General features: G+C 70.5%; 14 protein-coding genes. 2 read left to right on the forward strand and 12 right to left on the reverse strand.

The window, feature by feature from the left end:
* Positions 1–28: 28 nt before the first annotated feature.
* The 7 genes from ruvB to FQY79_RS02555 all read right to left on the reverse strand — a co-directional run bounded on the left by ruvB (position 29) and on the right by FQY79_RS02555 (position 6,573).
* A complete protein-coding gene (gene ruvB / locus FQY79_RS02525; protein WP_146310425.1) occupies positions 29–1,066 on the reverse strand; it encodes a Holliday junction branch migration DNA helicase RuvB in 1,038 nt (345 codons plus the stop codon).
* Between the two features lie 118 nt (positions 1,067–1,184).
* A complete protein-coding gene (locus FQY79_RS02530) occupies positions 1,185–1,835 on the reverse strand; it encodes a NapC/NirT family cytochrome c (protein ID WP_281289277.1) in 651 nt (216 codons plus the stop codon).
* On the reverse strand, positions 1,832–2,371 hold the full coding sequence (locus FQY79_RS02535) for a nitrate reductase cytochrome c-type subunit (RefSeq protein WP_146310427.1): 540 nt from the start codon (positions 2,369–2,371) through the stop codon (positions 1,832–1,834). The genes FQY79_RS02530 and FQY79_RS02535 overlap by 4 nt, the downstream gene beginning before the upstream one ends.
* A 1-nt stretch (position 2,372) precedes the next feature.
* On the reverse strand, positions 2,373–4,874 hold the full coding sequence (napA, locus tag FQY79_RS02540; RefSeq protein WP_146310429.1) for a periplasmic nitrate reductase subunit alpha: 2,502 nt from the start codon (positions 4,872–4,874) through the stop codon (positions 2,373–2,375).
* The gene (locus tag FQY79_RS02545) at positions 4,871–5,173 is read right to left on the reverse strand and encodes a chaperone NapD (protein ID WP_186759702.1); all 303 of its coding nucleotides are present in this window, start codon (positions 5,171–5,173) and stop codon (positions 4,871–4,873) included. Before FQY79_RS02545 ends, napA begins: the two co-directional genes overlap by 4 nt.
* A 99-nt stretch (positions 5,174–5,272) precedes the next feature.
* On the reverse strand, positions 5,273–5,440 hold the full coding sequence (napE, locus tag FQY79_RS02550; protein ID WP_146310433.1) for a periplasmic nitrate reductase, NapE protein: 168 nt from the start codon (positions 5,438–5,440) through the stop codon (positions 5,273–5,275).
* Positions 5,441–5,565: 125 nt separating this feature from the next.
* Entirely contained in the window at positions 5,566–6,573 is a 1,008-nt protein-coding gene (locus FQY79_RS02555; protein WP_146310435.1) for an LLM class flavin-dependent oxidoreductase, read from the reverse strand.
* A gap of 123 nt (positions 6,574–6,696) precedes the next feature.
* Here FQY79_RS02555 and FQY79_RS02560 point away from each other — a divergent pair, with 123 nt between their 5' ends.
* Both FQY79_RS02560 and FQY79_RS02565 read left to right on the forward strand, forming a co-directional pair.
* On the forward strand, positions 6,697–7,137 hold the full coding sequence (locus FQY79_RS02560; protein ID WP_146310437.1) for a hypothetical protein: 441 nt from the start codon (positions 6,697–6,699) through the stop codon (positions 7,135–7,137).
* A 76-nt stretch (positions 7,138–7,213) separates the two neighbouring features.
* The gene (locus tag FQY79_RS02565; protein WP_146310439.1) at positions 7,214–8,401 is read left to right on the forward strand and encodes a peptidoglycan-binding protein; all 1,188 of its coding nucleotides are present in this window, start codon (positions 7,214–7,216) and stop codon (positions 8,399–8,401) included.
* Between the two features lie 92 nt (positions 8,402–8,493).
* Here the strand turns inward: FQY79_RS02565 and FQY79_RS02570 are convergent, their stop codons facing one another.
* The 5 genes from FQY79_RS02570 to FQY79_RS02590 form a co-directional block, all read right to left on the reverse strand.
* Positions 8,494–9,783 (reverse strand): diguanylate cyclase, encoded by a 1,290-nt coding sequence (locus FQY79_RS02570; RefSeq protein WP_146310441.1) that lies wholly within the window; start codon positions 9,781–9,783, stop codon positions 8,494–8,496.
* A gap of 150 nt (positions 9,784–9,933) precedes the next feature.
* Entirely contained in the window at positions 9,934–11,853 is a 1,920-nt protein-coding gene (locus FQY79_RS02575; RefSeq protein ID WP_146310443.1) for a potassium transporter Kup, read from the reverse strand.
* A 27-nt stretch (positions 11,854–11,880) separates the two neighbouring features.
* Positions 11,881–12,477: a Holliday junction branch migration protein RuvA gene (gene ruvA / locus FQY79_RS02580; protein ID WP_146310445.1), complete on the reverse strand. Its 597-nt coding sequence runs from the start codon at positions 12,475–12,477 to the stop codon at positions 11,881–11,883.
* Positions 12,478–12,580: 103 nt separating this feature from the next.
* Positions 12,581–13,102, reverse strand: coding sequence for a crossover junction endodeoxyribonuclease RuvC (ruvC, locus tag FQY79_RS02585; RefSeq protein WP_146310447.1), 522 nt, complete (start codon positions 13,100–13,102; stop codon positions 12,581–12,583).
* Between the two features lie 20 nt (positions 13,103–13,122).
* Positions 13,123–13,863, reverse strand: coding sequence for a YebC/PmpR family DNA-binding transcriptional regulator (locus FQY79_RS02590; protein ID WP_146310449.1), 741 nt, complete (start codon positions 13,861–13,863; stop codon positions 13,123–13,125).
* Positions 13,864–14,010: the final 147 nt, after the last annotated feature.

The raw sequence follows: 14,010 nt of genomic DNA on the forward strand, positions 1-14,010 counted from the left end.
TCGGGCGCCGCGACGGGGGCGGCGGAGATCAGAACAGCGGGCCGGTGTCGCCGGCCAGTTCCTGGTCGCGCCTGGGCTTGAGGCCGAGGTGGCGCCAGGCCTTGACCGTGGCCATGCGCCCGCGCGCGGTCCGCACCAGGAAGCCCTGCTGGATCAGGTAGGGCTCGATCACGTCCTCGAGCGTCCCGCGCTCCTCACTCAGGGCCGCGGCCAGCGAGTCCACGCCCACCGGGCCGCCGTCGAAGTTCTCGATGATCAGGTTGAGCAGGCGCCGGTCGAGCTCGTCGAAGCCCTCCGGGTCGACCTTGAGCATCTTCATCGCCGCGTCCGCGACGTCGCGGTCGATGCGGCCGCCGGCGCGGACCTGGGCGTAGTCGCGCACCCGGCGCAGCAGGCGGTTGGCGATGCGCGGGGTGCCGCGCGAGCGCCTGGCGATCTCGGCCGCGCCCTCCTCGGCGCAGTCCACGCCCAGGATCGCCGCGGCGCGGCGCACGATCCGGGTCAGCTCGGCGGCGCTGTAGAACTCCAGCCGCTGGACGATGCCGAAGCGGTCGCGCAGCGGCGCGGTGAGCAGGCCGGCGCGGGTGGTAGCGCCGATCAGGGTGAATGGCGGCAGGTCGATCTTGATCGAGCGCGCGGCCGGGCCCTCGCCGATCATGATGTCGAGCTGGAAATCCTCCATCGCCGGATACAGCACCTCCTCGACCACGGGCGAGAGGCGGTGGATCTCGTCGATGAACAGCACATCGTGCGGTTGCAGGTTGGTGAGCAGCGCAGCCAGGTCGCCGGCCTTCTCGATCACCGGTCCGGAGGTGATGCGCAGGCTCACCCCCAGCTCGTTGGCGATCACGTGGCTGAGCGTGGTCTTGCCCAGGCCCGGCGGGCCGAAGATCAGGACGTGGTCGAGCGCCTCGCCGCGGTGGCGGGCGGCCTCGATGTACAGCGCCATCTGCTCCCGCACCGGCTCCTGACCGAGGTACTCGTCGAGCCGTTTGGGGCGGATGCTGGCCTCGATGGCCTCGTCCTCGCGGGTGGCGGCGGCGCCGATGATGCGTTGCTGCTCCATCGCGCTATGGTCGCACGGCCGCACCCCCGGTGCACCGTCCGGACGTGGCCGGCGGCGCTGGTCGCGGCCTGGCGGGCGCGTCGCGCCGGCGCCCGGTCGCCGGCGGCCAGGGCGCCGGCTACCGGGGCGGCGGGCTCGCCGACGGCGCCGCGGGCGCGGCCTGCACGCCCTGGGGGATGCCGGCCATGTGCGGCAGGCGGTGGGCGATGCCCTTGTGGCAGTCGATGCAGGTCGCCTGCCCGGTCGCCAGGAAGGTGCGGTGGATGCGGGCCGCCCGGCTCGCCTGCCGGGTCAGGTCCATCGAGTCGTAGTCGTGGCAGTTGCGGCACTCGAGCGAATCGTTGGCCTTGAGCCGGGTCCACTCGTGGGTGGCCAGCACCAGGCGCTGGTCGAGGAACTTCTCGCGGGTGTCGATGGTGCCGAAGATCTTGCCCCAGACCTCCTTGGAGGCCTGCATCTTGCGCGCGATCTTGTCGGTCCAGTCGTGCGGCACGTGGCAGTCCGGGCAGGTGGCGCGCACGCCGGAACGGTTGCTGTAGTGGATCGTGGTCTTGAGTTCCTCGAACACGTTGTCGCGCATCTCGTGGCAGGAGACGCAGAACCGCTCGGTGTTGGTCGCCTCCAGCGCGGTATTGAAGCCGCCCCAGAACACGATCCCGGCGAGGAACCCGCCCAGGGTGAGGAAGCCCAGGCTCAGGTGCCGCGCCGGCGCGTTGAACTGCCGCCAGAAGCCGCGCGCCACGCCGGCCAGGCGGCGCAGCGGCCTCACTGCCGCCCCCGCTCCGCGCGCGCGGCGCGTTCGGCCCGGAGCAGAGTGTCGATGTCCTCGAACCGGTTGTCGACCAGGGGAGCGGCGTCGGCCTGGACCACGTGGCACTGCACGCAGAAGTAGCGCCGCGGCGAGATCTCGGCCAGGAACTGGTCGTTGCGGTCCATGTAGTGGGTGACGCTGACCTCGGGCGCCTGGAACTGGGCCGCGTTGCTGCGTGCGTGGCAGAGCATGCAGCGGTTGGAATTGAGGTCGACCTGGTAACCGTCGATGCTGTGCGGGATGGTCGGCGGCTGCATCGGGTAGGCGCGGCCGCGGCGCCGGTCGAAGTTCTCCACCGCGGCCATCGGCAGCGGCGTGATCTCGGCGGTGATCGGCACGTGGCGCCGCAGCGGGTCGATGTCCTGCGACGGATTGCCGCGCGCGCCCACCTCGGGCGCCGGGGCGACCACCCGGGGGCGCGGCTCGCGGTCGCCGCAGCCGGCGAGCACGGCGGCGAGGACCAGGATCGACGGGGCCAGGATGTTCGCGCGCATGTCAGGCCCCTCCCACCGCGGCCACCCGGACCGCGCACTTCTTGAAGTCGGTCTGCTTGGAGATCGGGTCGGTCGCGTCCAGGGTGACCTTGTTGATCAGCTGCGCGGCGTCGAACCAGGGCACGAACACCACGCCGCGCGGCATCCGGTTGCGGCCCCGGGTCTCGACCCGGGTCCGCATCGCGCCGCGCCGCGACGCCACGGTGACCTCGTCGCCACGCTTGAGGCCGCGCGCGCGGGCATCGTCGGGGTGCATGAACACCACCGCCGAGGGGAAGGCGCGGTACAGCTCGGGGATGCGCATGGTCATCGAGCCCGAGTGCCAGTGCTCCAGCACCCGGCCGGTGACCAGCCACAGGTCGTACTCCTCGTCGGGCGATTCGGCCGGCGGTTCGTAGGGCAGCGCCCAGATCACCGCGCGGCCGTCCGGGTTGCCGTAGAACTCGAAGCCCTTGCCCGGCTTGACGTAGGGGTCGCTGCCCTCGCGGTAGCGCCAGCGCGTCTCCTTGCCGTCCACCACCGGCCAGCGCAGGCCGCGCTCCTGATGGTAACGGTCGAAGGGCGCCAGGTCGTGGCCGTGGCCGCGGCCGAACTCGGCGTATTCCTCGAACAGGCCCTTCTGCACGTAGAAGCCGAAGGCCGCCGATTCGTGGTTGGCGTAGCCCTGCTCGATCTCGTCCACGCCGAAGGCGTCGACCTTGCCGTTGCGGTACAGCACCTCGAACAGGGTCTTGCCGCGGAACTGCGGGTTCGCCGCCAGGATCTCCTCCGGCCAGCATTCGTCGGTGGTGAAGCGCTTGGAGAACTCCATCAGCTGCCACAGGTCCGAGCGGGCCTCGCCGGGCGCGTCCACCAGCTGGTGCCAGAAGTGGGTGCGGCGCTCGGCGTTGCCGTACGCGCCTTCCTTCTCCACCCACATCGCCGAGGGCAGGATCAGGTCCGCCGCCTGGCAGGTCACGGTCGGATAGGCGTCGGACACCACGATGAAGTTGTCCGGATTGCGGTAGCCGGGGTAACCCTCCTCGAGGATGTTGGCCGCCGCCTGCATGTTGTTGTTGACCTGGACCCAATAGGCGTTGAGCTTGCCGTCCTTCAACGCCCGGTTCTGCTCGACCGCGTGGTAGCCGATCTCGGCCTTGATGATCCCGTGCGGGATCTTCCAGATCTCCTCGGCATGGCGGCGGTGCTCGGGGTTGGTGACCACCATGTCCGCCGGCAGGCGGTGGCTGAAGGTGCCGACCTCGCGCGCGGTGCCGCAGGCCGATGGCTGCCCGGTGAGCGAGAACGGGCTGTTGCCGGGGGTGGCGATCTTGCCGGTCAGCAGGTGGATGTTGTAGACCATGTTGTTGGCCCACGTGCCGCGCGTGTGCTGGTTGAAGCCCATGGTCCAGAACGACATCACCTTGACCTTCGGGTCGGCGTAGAGTTCGGCCAGCTTCTCCAGCCAGCCCCGCTCCACCCCGGTCATTTCCACCGCGCGCTCGAGCGTGTACGGCGCGACGAAGCGCGCGAACTCGTCGAAGTCGATCGGCGTGCCGCCATTGGCGTCGTCGGCGTTCTTCGCCGCCACCTGCAGCGGGTGCTCGGGGCGCAGGCCGTAGCCGATGTCGTCGTTGCCGCGCTTGAAGGTGGTGTGCCTGTCGACGAAATCCCGATTGACGTTGCCGGACTGGATGATGTGGTTGGCGATGTAGTTCAGGATCACCAGGTCGGTCTGGGGCCTGAACACCATCGGGATGTCGGCCAGGTCGAAGCTGCGGTGCTCGAAGGTCGAGAGCACCGCCACCCGCACGTGCGGGTTCGACAGCCTGCGGTCGGTGACCCGGGTCCACAGGATCGGGTGCATCTCGGCCATGTTCGACCCCCACAGCACGAACGCGTCCGCGGCCTCGATGTCGTCGTAGCAGCCCATCGGCTCGTCCATGCCGAAGGTGCGCATGAAGCCCGTGACCGCCGAGGCCATGCAGTGGCGCGCGTTGGGATCGATGTGGTTGCTGCGGAAGCCGGCCTTCATCAGCTTGTTGGCCGCGTAGCCCTCCCACACCGTCCACTGGCCGGAGCCGAACATGCCGATCCCGTCGCCGCCCTTGGCCTTGAGCACGGCCTTGAACTTCTGCGCCATCACGTCGAAGGCTTCCTCCCAGGTGACCGGGGTGAAGTCGCCGTCCTTGGCGAACACGCCGTTCCTCTTGCGCAGCAGCGGCGTGGTCAGCCGGTCGGCGCCGTAGAGCACCTTCGACAGGAAATAGCCCTTGACGCAGTTGAGGCCGCGATTGACCTCGGCCAGCACGTCGCCGTGGGTGGCCACCACGCGGCCGTTGTGGACCGCGACGTTGATGCCGCAGCCGGTGCCGCAGTAGCGGCACGGGGCCTTGCTCCACTTGAGCTGGCCATCGCCCTCGACCACCGCGTCGGCGACCTGTGCCGGCAGCGGCAGACCGGCGGCAAGGGCCGCGCTGGCGATGGCGCTGTTGCGGATGAAGTCGCGACGGCTGGTGCTCATCCCGGGGGCTCCTGCGTGGGCGCGGCGGCCTGCGCGGACCGCGCGGGCGGCTGCGTTTCGATGTGGTGGTACACCAGGTTGACGGCATGGACGCCCGGGACCGCCTCGATCAGGCCGATGCTGTCCATCAACGCGGCGGTGCTGTCGCACTCCTGCAGCAACACGCTGCGGGTGGCGTCCTGCAGGGCGAGTTCGAGTCCACTTGCGGCGGCGACGGCCTCGGCCAGCGCGGGGGCGGCAGCCTGGCTGTGGCGCACCACCAGGCTGGCCACGTGCCATTCGCGCGCAGTTTCAGCCACGCCACTCCCTCCCGTCCGGCCATGCCGCCCGACGCCGCACCGCAGGCATGGGCCGGGCGTCCGGGAACAACACGGGTGGGGCCGTCGCGGGCATGGCGGTCACCCGGCCGGTGGGCCCGGCGGGCCGGCGAACATCTGGTAGACCCAGACGGCGAAGCCGTATCCGCCCACGATCATCACCGACAGCAGCGGAAACAGGACCACGGTGATGAACAGGAACAGGAGCAGTTCCCGTCGCTTCCCGCGCTGGCCGGTACCCGTGTCCAAACCACGCCGCTCCTGGCAGGGGCTGGCCCTAGCCTACCCTTCCCCGCACCCGAGTCCAAGCGCCGGCGCGACGCAGCCCGCCCCCGGTTGCGCAGGGCGCGGTCCGGCCGCCGGGCGAGGCGGCGTCAGTCCCGGCGGAAGGCGCGCGCGGCGAGTTCGAACGAGTACAGGCGCGCCTGGTGGTCGAAGATGTTCGCGGTGAGCATGAGCTCGTCGGGGCGATGACGCGCGGCGAACTCCGCGATGCCCTCGCGCACGTCCCTGGCGTCGCCCACCACCGAGCAGGCCAGGGCCTGTTCCACCATCGCCTTCTCCTGCGGGGTCCAGAACGCCTCGATGTCGTCGATGGGGGGCGGGATCAGCCCGGGCATGCCGCGGCGCAGGCGCACGAAGCTCTGCTGCTGGGTCGTGAACAGCCTCTGCGCCTCGGCGCGGGTGTCGGCCGCGACCACGTTGAGCGCGAGCATCGCATACGGCGCGCGCAGCCGCTTCGAGGGCTTGAAGTCGCGGTGGTACAGGGCCAGCGCCTCGGTCATCGCCGCCGGCGCGAAGTGCGAGGCGAACGCGTACGGCAATCCCAGCGCCGCCGCGAGCTGGGCCCCGAACAGGCTTGAGCCCAGGATCCACACCGGCACGTCGAGGCCGGCCCCCGGCACCGCCTGCACCGGCTGGCCGGGCTGGACCGGCTCGAAGTAGCGCAGCAGCTCCATCACGTCGGACGGGAACGCCTCGGCGCCGGAGTAGTAGCGGCGCAGGGCGCGGGTGGTGGCCTGGTCGGTGCCCGGCGCGCGGCCCAGGCCCAGGTCGATGCGGCCCGGATACAGCGAAGCCAGGGTGCCGAACTGCTCGGCCACCTGCAGCGGCGCGTGGTTGGGCAGCATCACCCCGCCCGCGCCCACCCGGATCGCGGAGGTCCCGCCGCCGATGTGGCCGATCAGCACCGCCGTGGCGGCGCTGGCGATGCCCGGCATGTTGTGGTGCTCGGCCAGCCAGAAGCGGGTGTAGCCCAGCCGTTCGGCGTGGCGGGCGAGGTCGAGCGAATTGGCGAAGGCCTCGGCCGGCGTGCTGCCCTCGGTGACGGGCGCCAGGTCGAGCAGGGAGTACGGGATCGCGGGGGCGGGATGGTTCGGCATGGCCCTGAGGTGGGGACGGGCGTGGCGGGTTTCCATGGTGGCGCGCAATCGTCGTGGACACCACGGCTGCATCACGCGTCGGGATGTGCTAGAAAGCCGCCATCAGCTCAGGAGGAGCGCAGCATGAGATGGATATCGGGCATTGCCTCGCTTTTGGTCGTGCTGCTGGGTCCAGCGGCTCAGGTGGCGAGCGCCAGCGAGCCGGTTTCGACCCGCCCGACAGGCCTGGACGGCACAGCACCCACATCGGCCGAAGTTGCAGGGTACCCGGTCGAATTGCATGGCACCTGGCTGCCGCCCGATATCAGTTGCGCCACGCTGGACGCCGCGGGCAGCGATGCGCTGGTCGTGATCGAGGGCGGGCGGCTCCTCGGATACGAGGACACCCACTTCATCAGGAGCGTCGACAGGCTTGCCGATGTTCCTGCAGCATGGTTGATCAGGTCGGCGTTGAGCCTGGGCGGCGACACGCCCGACGATTCGGACAACGTCTTCGTCCTGACCGGCAACGAACTCGTCATCGCCGGCGACGGCAGTGCGACTGTCTACAGGAAGTGCCGATAGGGAGCCGACCGTGCAGGATGCACCTCGAACCTACCGAATCAGCCAGTTGGGTCGCCCTGACGTGCGGCAGGTCCAGTTGAACGAAGACGTCGACTCGCTCGAGGGCCTCGTGACCCACCATCCGGGGGCCAACAGGCGCATCCGGATGGAAGATGGCGTGATCCAGGGTGCCGAGAACCCACACCGGCGCTCGCATGCGTTCATTGGCGGCGACTTCGAAGAGATCATCGATTCGCGTGTCGACAAGTACGGCAGTCTCGATCGCGACCAGGTACTGCTGGTCAAGGACTTCATCCTTGAGGATCCCTCGCCCGCCCGGGGCAAGTCCGCTCGCTCCGTTGGGGTGCCTTCGCCGGTGGACGGTTACATCAGTCGGATCAGTGCCGCTGCCGGCATGGTGGAGATCTCGGACCATGCCGACGGTCGCGTGCTCGCGCGAGTCAGGCACATGAGCGACCTCCGGGTACAGGTCGGACAATCGGTGGCTTACGGGCAGACGCTGGGCGTACAGGACAATCTCGGCCTGGGACTTCGCAGCGGCCAGGCGGTCCACGTCCACATGGAAGTCGACACGCGGCTGTATCGCGAATACGCGAACTATCTCGCCGATCTGGCCAGCGGCAGGCTGCCGGTGCAGGACGCCCTGCGGAACGGCGTCCGTCCGCAGGTCGCGCTCGACGACGGCACCTTCCGCCTCGGCGAATCGCATCCGCGCATCGCCGGCCTGCAGCGGGTCATGCATGGCGAGGGCTATCGCGCGGCGGATGGCGGGCCGCTCGACCGCGACGGCGTCTACCGTCCGTCGATGCAGGGGGCGCTGCTGGACTTCCAGCGCGCGCACGGGATTCCGCAGACCGGCGACATCGACCCGGCCACGCTGCGCTTCGCGCCCGGACCGCGCCGGCGCGATCGCGACCTCGCCGACCGCTTCGAACCCGGGCGTCCGATGCCGCGCGAGGCGGGCCCGGCCACCGCACCCGGCCATCCCGACCATCCGGACCACCGCGGCCTGCTGCCGCCGGAGGCGGACCCGCCGGTGAACCGCAAGGGCACGGTCCCCGCGACGGGTGGAATGCTCGACCGGGTGCTCCCGGCGCTGGAGCAGCGCGACCCGGACGCGATCACGCGCGCCCTCTCCGATCTCGCCCGCTCGGACGGGATGCAGGCGTGGCTGGAGCGCGGACGCACGGCGCTGGACCTGCAGCAGCCGCCCGCCGCCGACAGCGCCCATGCGCGCACACCCGAGCCCCTCTTCCGCGGCTGAGGATCGTCCTGTCAGACCGCCAGGCCAGTCGCCTGCCACAACAGCAACGACCAGGCTGATCCCCGGACGCCCCGGCCCGGGATCGCGACCATCTACCCCGCCGCCACCACCCTGTTGCGGCCACCGGCCTTGGCGAGGTAGAGGCGCCGGTCGGCATCGGCCAGGAGCCGGTGCAGGTCGTCGTTCGCGCCGGCCGTGCGTACCCCGATGCTGGCCGTCATCCGCAGGAAGCCGTTGGGCGACGGCACGTCGAGATCCTCGATCCGGCGCCGCAGCGCCTCGAAATAGTCGAGCAGCGGCCCGTCGGCCAGGTCCGGCACCAGCAGGCAGAACTCCTCGCCGCCGAAGCGCGCCACCAGGTCCCCCGGCCGGGCATGCGTCGACAGCTCGGCGGCCACCGCGCGCAGCGCGTGGTCGCCGGCCTCGTGCCCCCACCCGTCGTTGATCCGCTTGAAGTGGTCGACGTCGAGGATCGCCGCGGCCAGTGGGCGGCCGGCCTCGCGCATCCGCGGCACCATCCGCTCGGCCTGCTCGAGGAAGTGGCGGCGGTTGGGCAGCCCGGTGAGGAAGTCTCGGGTGGCCAGGTCCTGCAGGCTGCCGATCAGTTCGAGCTGGTCGACGTTCTGCGACACGCGGCAGAAGAACTCCTCGCGCGAATAGGGCTTGCGCAGGAAATCGTTGGCGCCACTCTTGAGGAAGCGCGCCACCAGGTCGCTGTCGTCGCGCCCCGAGACGCCGATTACCGCCACCCGGTCGCGCGGGCGCAGCGCACGCAGCCGCCGGGTCAGTTCCACTCCGTGCATGCCCGGCATCGCATCGTCGACCATCGCCAGCCGGATCGTGGAGTCGCGCTCGATCACCCGCAGCGCGGCCGCGCCGTCGCCGGCCTGGACCACGCGGTAGCCGTAGGTCTGCAGCAGGCTGGCGGTATGGGCGCGGGCCGAGGCCGAGTCGTCCACCACCAGCGCCGAGATCCGCCGGTTGCGGTCGAGCCGCTTCACCAGCCAGACGATGTAGTCGAGGCTGCCGGGGTTGTCCTTGAGCACGAAGTCGATGACCCGGCGGCGCAGCAGGCGCTGGCGCAGCCCCTCGTCGTAGACGCCGGTCACCACCACCGTCGACAGGCCGCGTCCGAGCAGGCAGTTGACCACGTCGTCGCGGTGGCCGTCGGCCAGGACCAGCCCGGTCAGGGCCAGGAACCAGTCGTCGTGGCGGTCGAGCAGCGCGCGCGCCTCGGCCAGGCTCGATGCGGTGGCGACCGGCAGCTCCAGCTTGTGCTCGATCGCCTGGGCCACGGCGCGCACGTAGGCACGCGAGTTCTCCAGCAGCAGCACCCGCTGCGGCAGGATCGTGGCCGGAACGATGGGCTCGAGCAGGGTCATGCAAGCGCCTGCGTTGGCGTGACACCCTTCCTAGCGGCGCGCGCCGGCCGCACTTGAGGCGCCGGACGGCGTGATTGGGCCGCGGTTCACGCTTCGCCCGCGGGCGCGGGGCCCGGCCTGCCGCGGCGGGTCACCCCCGCACGGCGCGCGTCAGATTTCGACCTGCGCGCCCAGTTCCACGAGCCGGTTGCCCGGGATCCGGAAGAAGTGGTTGGCCGGCGCGGCGTTGCGATGCATCACCGCGAACAGCTTGTCGCGCCACACCGGCATGCCGCGGCGTGCGCTGGAGACCACGGTCTCGCGGCTGACGAAGTAGGTCGTCTCCATCGGGTCGAAGCTGATGTCGCAGTGGTCGGGTACCTGCATCAACGCCTGTGGCACGTCCGGCGTCTCCATGAAGCCGAAGCGCACCAGCACCCGGTAGAAGCCGTCGCCCAGGGTCTCGACCGTCAATCGCCTGCCAGGTGCGGCGTAGGGCACGGTCAGGGTATCGACGGTCAAGAACACGTTGCGCTCGTGCAGCACCTTGTTGTGCTTGAGGTTGTGCAGCAGCGCGTGCGGCACCACGCCCTTGTCGCTGGTCATGAACACTGCGGTCCCCTCCACCCGCACTGGCGGTGCCAGCATCAGGCCCGGGATGAAGGCATCCAGGCGGATGCCCTCCTTCTGCATCTCCTCGCGCAGGATCTCGCGCCCGCGCCGCCAGGTGCGCAGCAGGGTGAACAGCACCATGCCCAGCACCACCGGGAACCACGCGCCCTGCAGCACCTTGGCCCCGTTGGCGACCAGGAAGGCGAGGTCGATCAGCAGGAACAGCACGCACAGTGGCAGCACCCAGCGCCGCGCCACCGGCCACAGCGCGCGCGCCACCAGCGCCAGCAGCAGGGTATCGATGAGCATGGTCGCCGACACCGAGATGCCGTAGGCGGCGGCGAGCGCCGACGAGCTGCCGAACGAGAGCACCAGCCCGACCACGATCACCGCCATCGTCCAGTTGATCGCCGGGATGTAGATCTGGCCGATGGTCTCGCTGGAGGTGTGCTTGATCCGCATGCGCGGGATGTAGCCCAGCTGCATCGCCTGGCGCGCGATGGAGTAACCGCCGGTGATCACCGCCTGCGAGGCGATCACCGTGGCCAGGGTGGCAAGCAGCAGCATCGGCCACTGCGCCCAGTCAGGCACGCCGACGTAGAACGGGTTGCGGACCGCGGCCGGATCCTCGAGCACCAGTGCGCCCTGCCCCAGGTAGTTGAGCATCAGCGCGGGCAGGACGAAAAAGTACCACGCATGGCGGATCGGGCGCGGACCGAAGTGGCCCATGTCGGTGTAGATCGCCTCGCCGCCGGTCACCGCCAGCACCACCGCGCCGAGGATGAAGATCCCGCCCCAGGCGTGGTCGACGAAGAAGCGCACCGCCCACCACGGGTTGACCGCGTGCAGCACTTCCGGCTCGTGCAGGATGTTGGCCACGCCCAGCGCCGCCAGGGCCAGGAACCAGACCACGGTCACCGGGCCGAAGATCCGCCCCACCTTCTCGGTCCCGTAGCGCTGGGTGGCGAACAGCGCCACCAGCACCAGCACCGTGATCGGCACGATCCAGGCGTGCATCCCCGGCGCGACCACCTCCAGGCCCTCGACCGCCGACAGCACCGAGATCGCCGGGGTGATCACCCCGTCGCCGAAGAACAGCGAGGCGCCGAGGATGCCCAGGACGCCCACCACGTAGGCGCTGCGCGAGTCCTTCGGGAAGCAGCGCTGGGCCAGCGCCATCAGCGCCATGATGCCGCCCTCGCCCTCGTTGTCGGCGCGCATGATGATCGTGACGTACTTGAGCGTGACCACCAGGGTCAGCGACCAGAAGATCATCGACAGCACGCCGAGCACGGTGTCGTGGTCGGCGACCAGGCCGTAGTGCGGCGAGAACGCCTCGCGCAGGGTGTACAGCGGGCTGGTGCCGATGTCGCCGAACACCACCCCGATCGCGCCCACCACCAGGCCGGCGAGCCCGGCCTGTGCCGCTCCCTGCGGCGGGACGTGCGCGGGAGGACGCGGGCGGGCGGGCTGGGGCATGGAAGGTGGTCCGGAAGGGCTGGGCGGTCAGCGCAGCGCGGACTGTAGCGCCTTGCGGATGATGTCTTCGGCGGGGTCGCCGTCGGCGGCCGCGGCCTTGGCCATCCGCTGCGCCTCGGCCGGCCTGTAGCCCAGCTGCTGCAGGGCGACGGTGGCCTCGGCCAGCGGGTCGGCCGGCGGCGCGGCGCCTGGCCCGCCCGCAACTGGCGGCCCCGCGGCCAGCGCGGCGGCGCGATCGCGCAACTCGACCACGATCCGCTCGGCGGTCTTCTTGCCGATCCCCGGGATCCGGGTCAACGCGGTGATGTCGCCGGCCTGGACCAGCGCCGCGAACTGGTTGACCGACGCCCCGGACAGGATCGCCAGCGCGATCTTCGCGCCGATGCCGGTCACCTTCTGCACGTCGCGGAACATCCGCCGCTCGGCCTCGCTGAGGAAGCCGTACAGCGACACGCTGTCCTCCTTCTGCGCGTAGTGGGTGAACAGCGCCACCTCGCGCCCGACCTCGGGCAGTTCGTAGAACGTGCTCATCGGCGCTTCGAGCTCGTAGCCCACGCCGTTGACGTCGACCACCAGCCAGGGCGGCTGCTTGTGGACCAGGATGCCCTTCAGGCGTCCGATCATCGCGTTGTCCTCCGGGCGCGCGAACGATGGTGGGGGAAGCAAGGCCGCGACCGGCGGCGCCCGGCTCGGCGCGGCGCCTGGTGGGCCGTGGCGGCGGGCGCGCTCATTTCCTGCTCCAGGCCTGGCGCGTCCCGACGCCCAGGCGGCGGGCGGTGGCGCGCACGTGGGCATGGGTGATGGCGATGGCCAGCGCGTCGGCCGCGTCGGCCTGCAGCTTGCCGTGCAGGTTGAGCATGATCCCGACCATGTGCTGGACCTGCGCCTTGTCCGCGCCGCCCTTGCCCACCACTGCCAGCTTCACCTCGCGGGCGGCGTACTCGTGCACCGGCAGGTCGCGCAGCACCACCGCGCTGAGCGCGGCGCCACGCGCCTGGCCGAGCTTGAGCGCCGAGTCGGGGTTGCGCGCCATGAACACCTGCTCGATCGCCACCTCTTCCGGCCGCCAGCGCTCTATCACCTCGGCCAGCCCGACCAGCAGGCGCTTGAGCCGCGCCGCGAAGTCGCCCTCGCCCAGCAGCACCAGCGCGCCGTTGTGCACGTGGGTCGCCCGGCCCGCCTCGTCGACGTCGATGATCCCGACGCCGGTGCGCTGCGAGCCTGGGTCGATGCCGAGGATGCGGGTCATGTCCGGGCCGGGCCGACGCCTCAGGCGTAGGCGTCCTCGCCCAGGTCGGCGTTGGAGTAGACCGCCTGCACGTCGTCGATGTCCTCCAGCCAGTCGAGCAGCTTGACCACCTGCTGGCCGGTCTCGCCATCGACCGCCACGTCGTTGTCGGCGCGCCAGGTCACCTCGGCCTGGGCCGGCTCGCAGCCGGCCGCGACCATGGCGTCGCGCACCGCGGCGAAGTTCTCCGGGTCGGTCAGCACGTCGATCGAGCCATCCTCCGGGTAGGCGACCACGTCGTCGGCGCCGGCCTCGATCGCCACCTCGGTGATCCGGTCCTCGTCCGAGCCGGGCGGGAAGCTCAGCACGCCGAGCTTGCGGAACATGAAGGCGACCGAGCCGTCGGTGCCCAGGTTGCCGCCGAACTTGTTGAAGGCGTGGCGCACGTCGGCCACGGTGCGGACCTTGTTGTCGGTCAGGCAGTCGACGATCACCGCCACGCCGCCCGGGGCATAGCCCTCGTAGCGGACCTCCTCGTAGTTCACGCCCTCCAGTTCGCCGGTGGCCTTCTTGATCGCGCGCTCGATCACGTCCTTGGTCATGTTGGCGCCGAGCGCCTTGTCGATCGCGCTGCGCAGCCGCGGGTTGGCGGCCGGATCGCCGCCACCGGTGCGCGCGGCCACCGAGATCTCACGGATGATCTTGGTGAAGATCTTGCCCCGCTTCGCGTCCTGCGCGTTCTTGCGGTGCTGGATGTTCGCCCACTTGGAATGACCGGCCATTCAACGCCCAACGATGCACTTGAGGGGCCCCGATTATAGGTCCGCGGGCAGGGGCCGGAGCGCTGGGCTATAGCGCTGGGCTATAATGCCCGGCGCTTCGCAGCCTCCGTGCGCATTGAGTTGCGCACGCCGCTCGAATGCCCCGGT

This window comes from Luteimonas wenzhouensis (assembly GCF_007859305.1).
Lineage (GTDB): Bacteria > Pseudomonadota > Gammaproteobacteria > Xanthomonadales > Xanthomonadaceae > Luteimonas > Luteimonas wenzhouensis.

Bases quoted from the DNA above. Each gene is read 5' to 3' on its own strand.
- ruvB (WP_146310425.1), bottom strand. From the start codon at position 1,066: ATGGAGCAGCAACGCATCATCGGCGCCGCCGCCACCCGCGAGGACGAG.
- FQY79_RS02535 (WP_146310427.1), bottom strand. From the start codon at position 2,371: ATGCGCGCGAACATCCTGGCCCCGTCGATCCTGGTCCTCGCCGCCGTG.
- napA (WP_146310429.1), bottom strand. From the start codon at position 4,874: ATGAGCACCAGCCGTCGCGACTTCATCCGCAACAGCGCCATCGCCAGC.
- FQY79_RS02555 (WP_146310435.1), bottom strand. From the start codon at position 6,573: ATGCCGAACCATCCCGCCCCCGCGATCCCGTACTCCCTGCTCGACCTG.
- FQY79_RS02560 (WP_146310437.1), top strand. From the start codon at position 6,697: ATGAGATGGATATCGGGCATTGCCTCGCTTTTGGTCGTGCTGCTGGGT.
- FQY79_RS02570 (WP_146310441.1), bottom strand. From the start codon at position 9,783: ATGACCCTGCTCGAGCCCATCGTTCCGGCCACGATCCTGCCGCAGCGG.
- FQY79_RS02575 (WP_146310443.1), bottom strand. From the start codon at position 11,853: ATGCCCCAGCCCGCCCGCCCGCGTCCTCCCGCGCACGTCCCGCCGCAG.
- ruvA (WP_146310445.1), bottom strand. From the start codon at position 12,477: ATGATCGGACGCCTGAAGGGCATCCTGGTCCACAAGCAGCCGCCCTGG.
- ruvC (WP_146310447.1), bottom strand. From the start codon at position 13,102: ATGACCCGCATCCTCGGCATCGACCCAGGCTCGCAGCGCACCGGCGTC.
- FQY79_RS02590 (WP_146310449.1), bottom strand. From the start codon at position 13,863: ATGGCCGGTCATTCCAAGTGGGCGAACATCCAGCACCGCAAGAACGCG.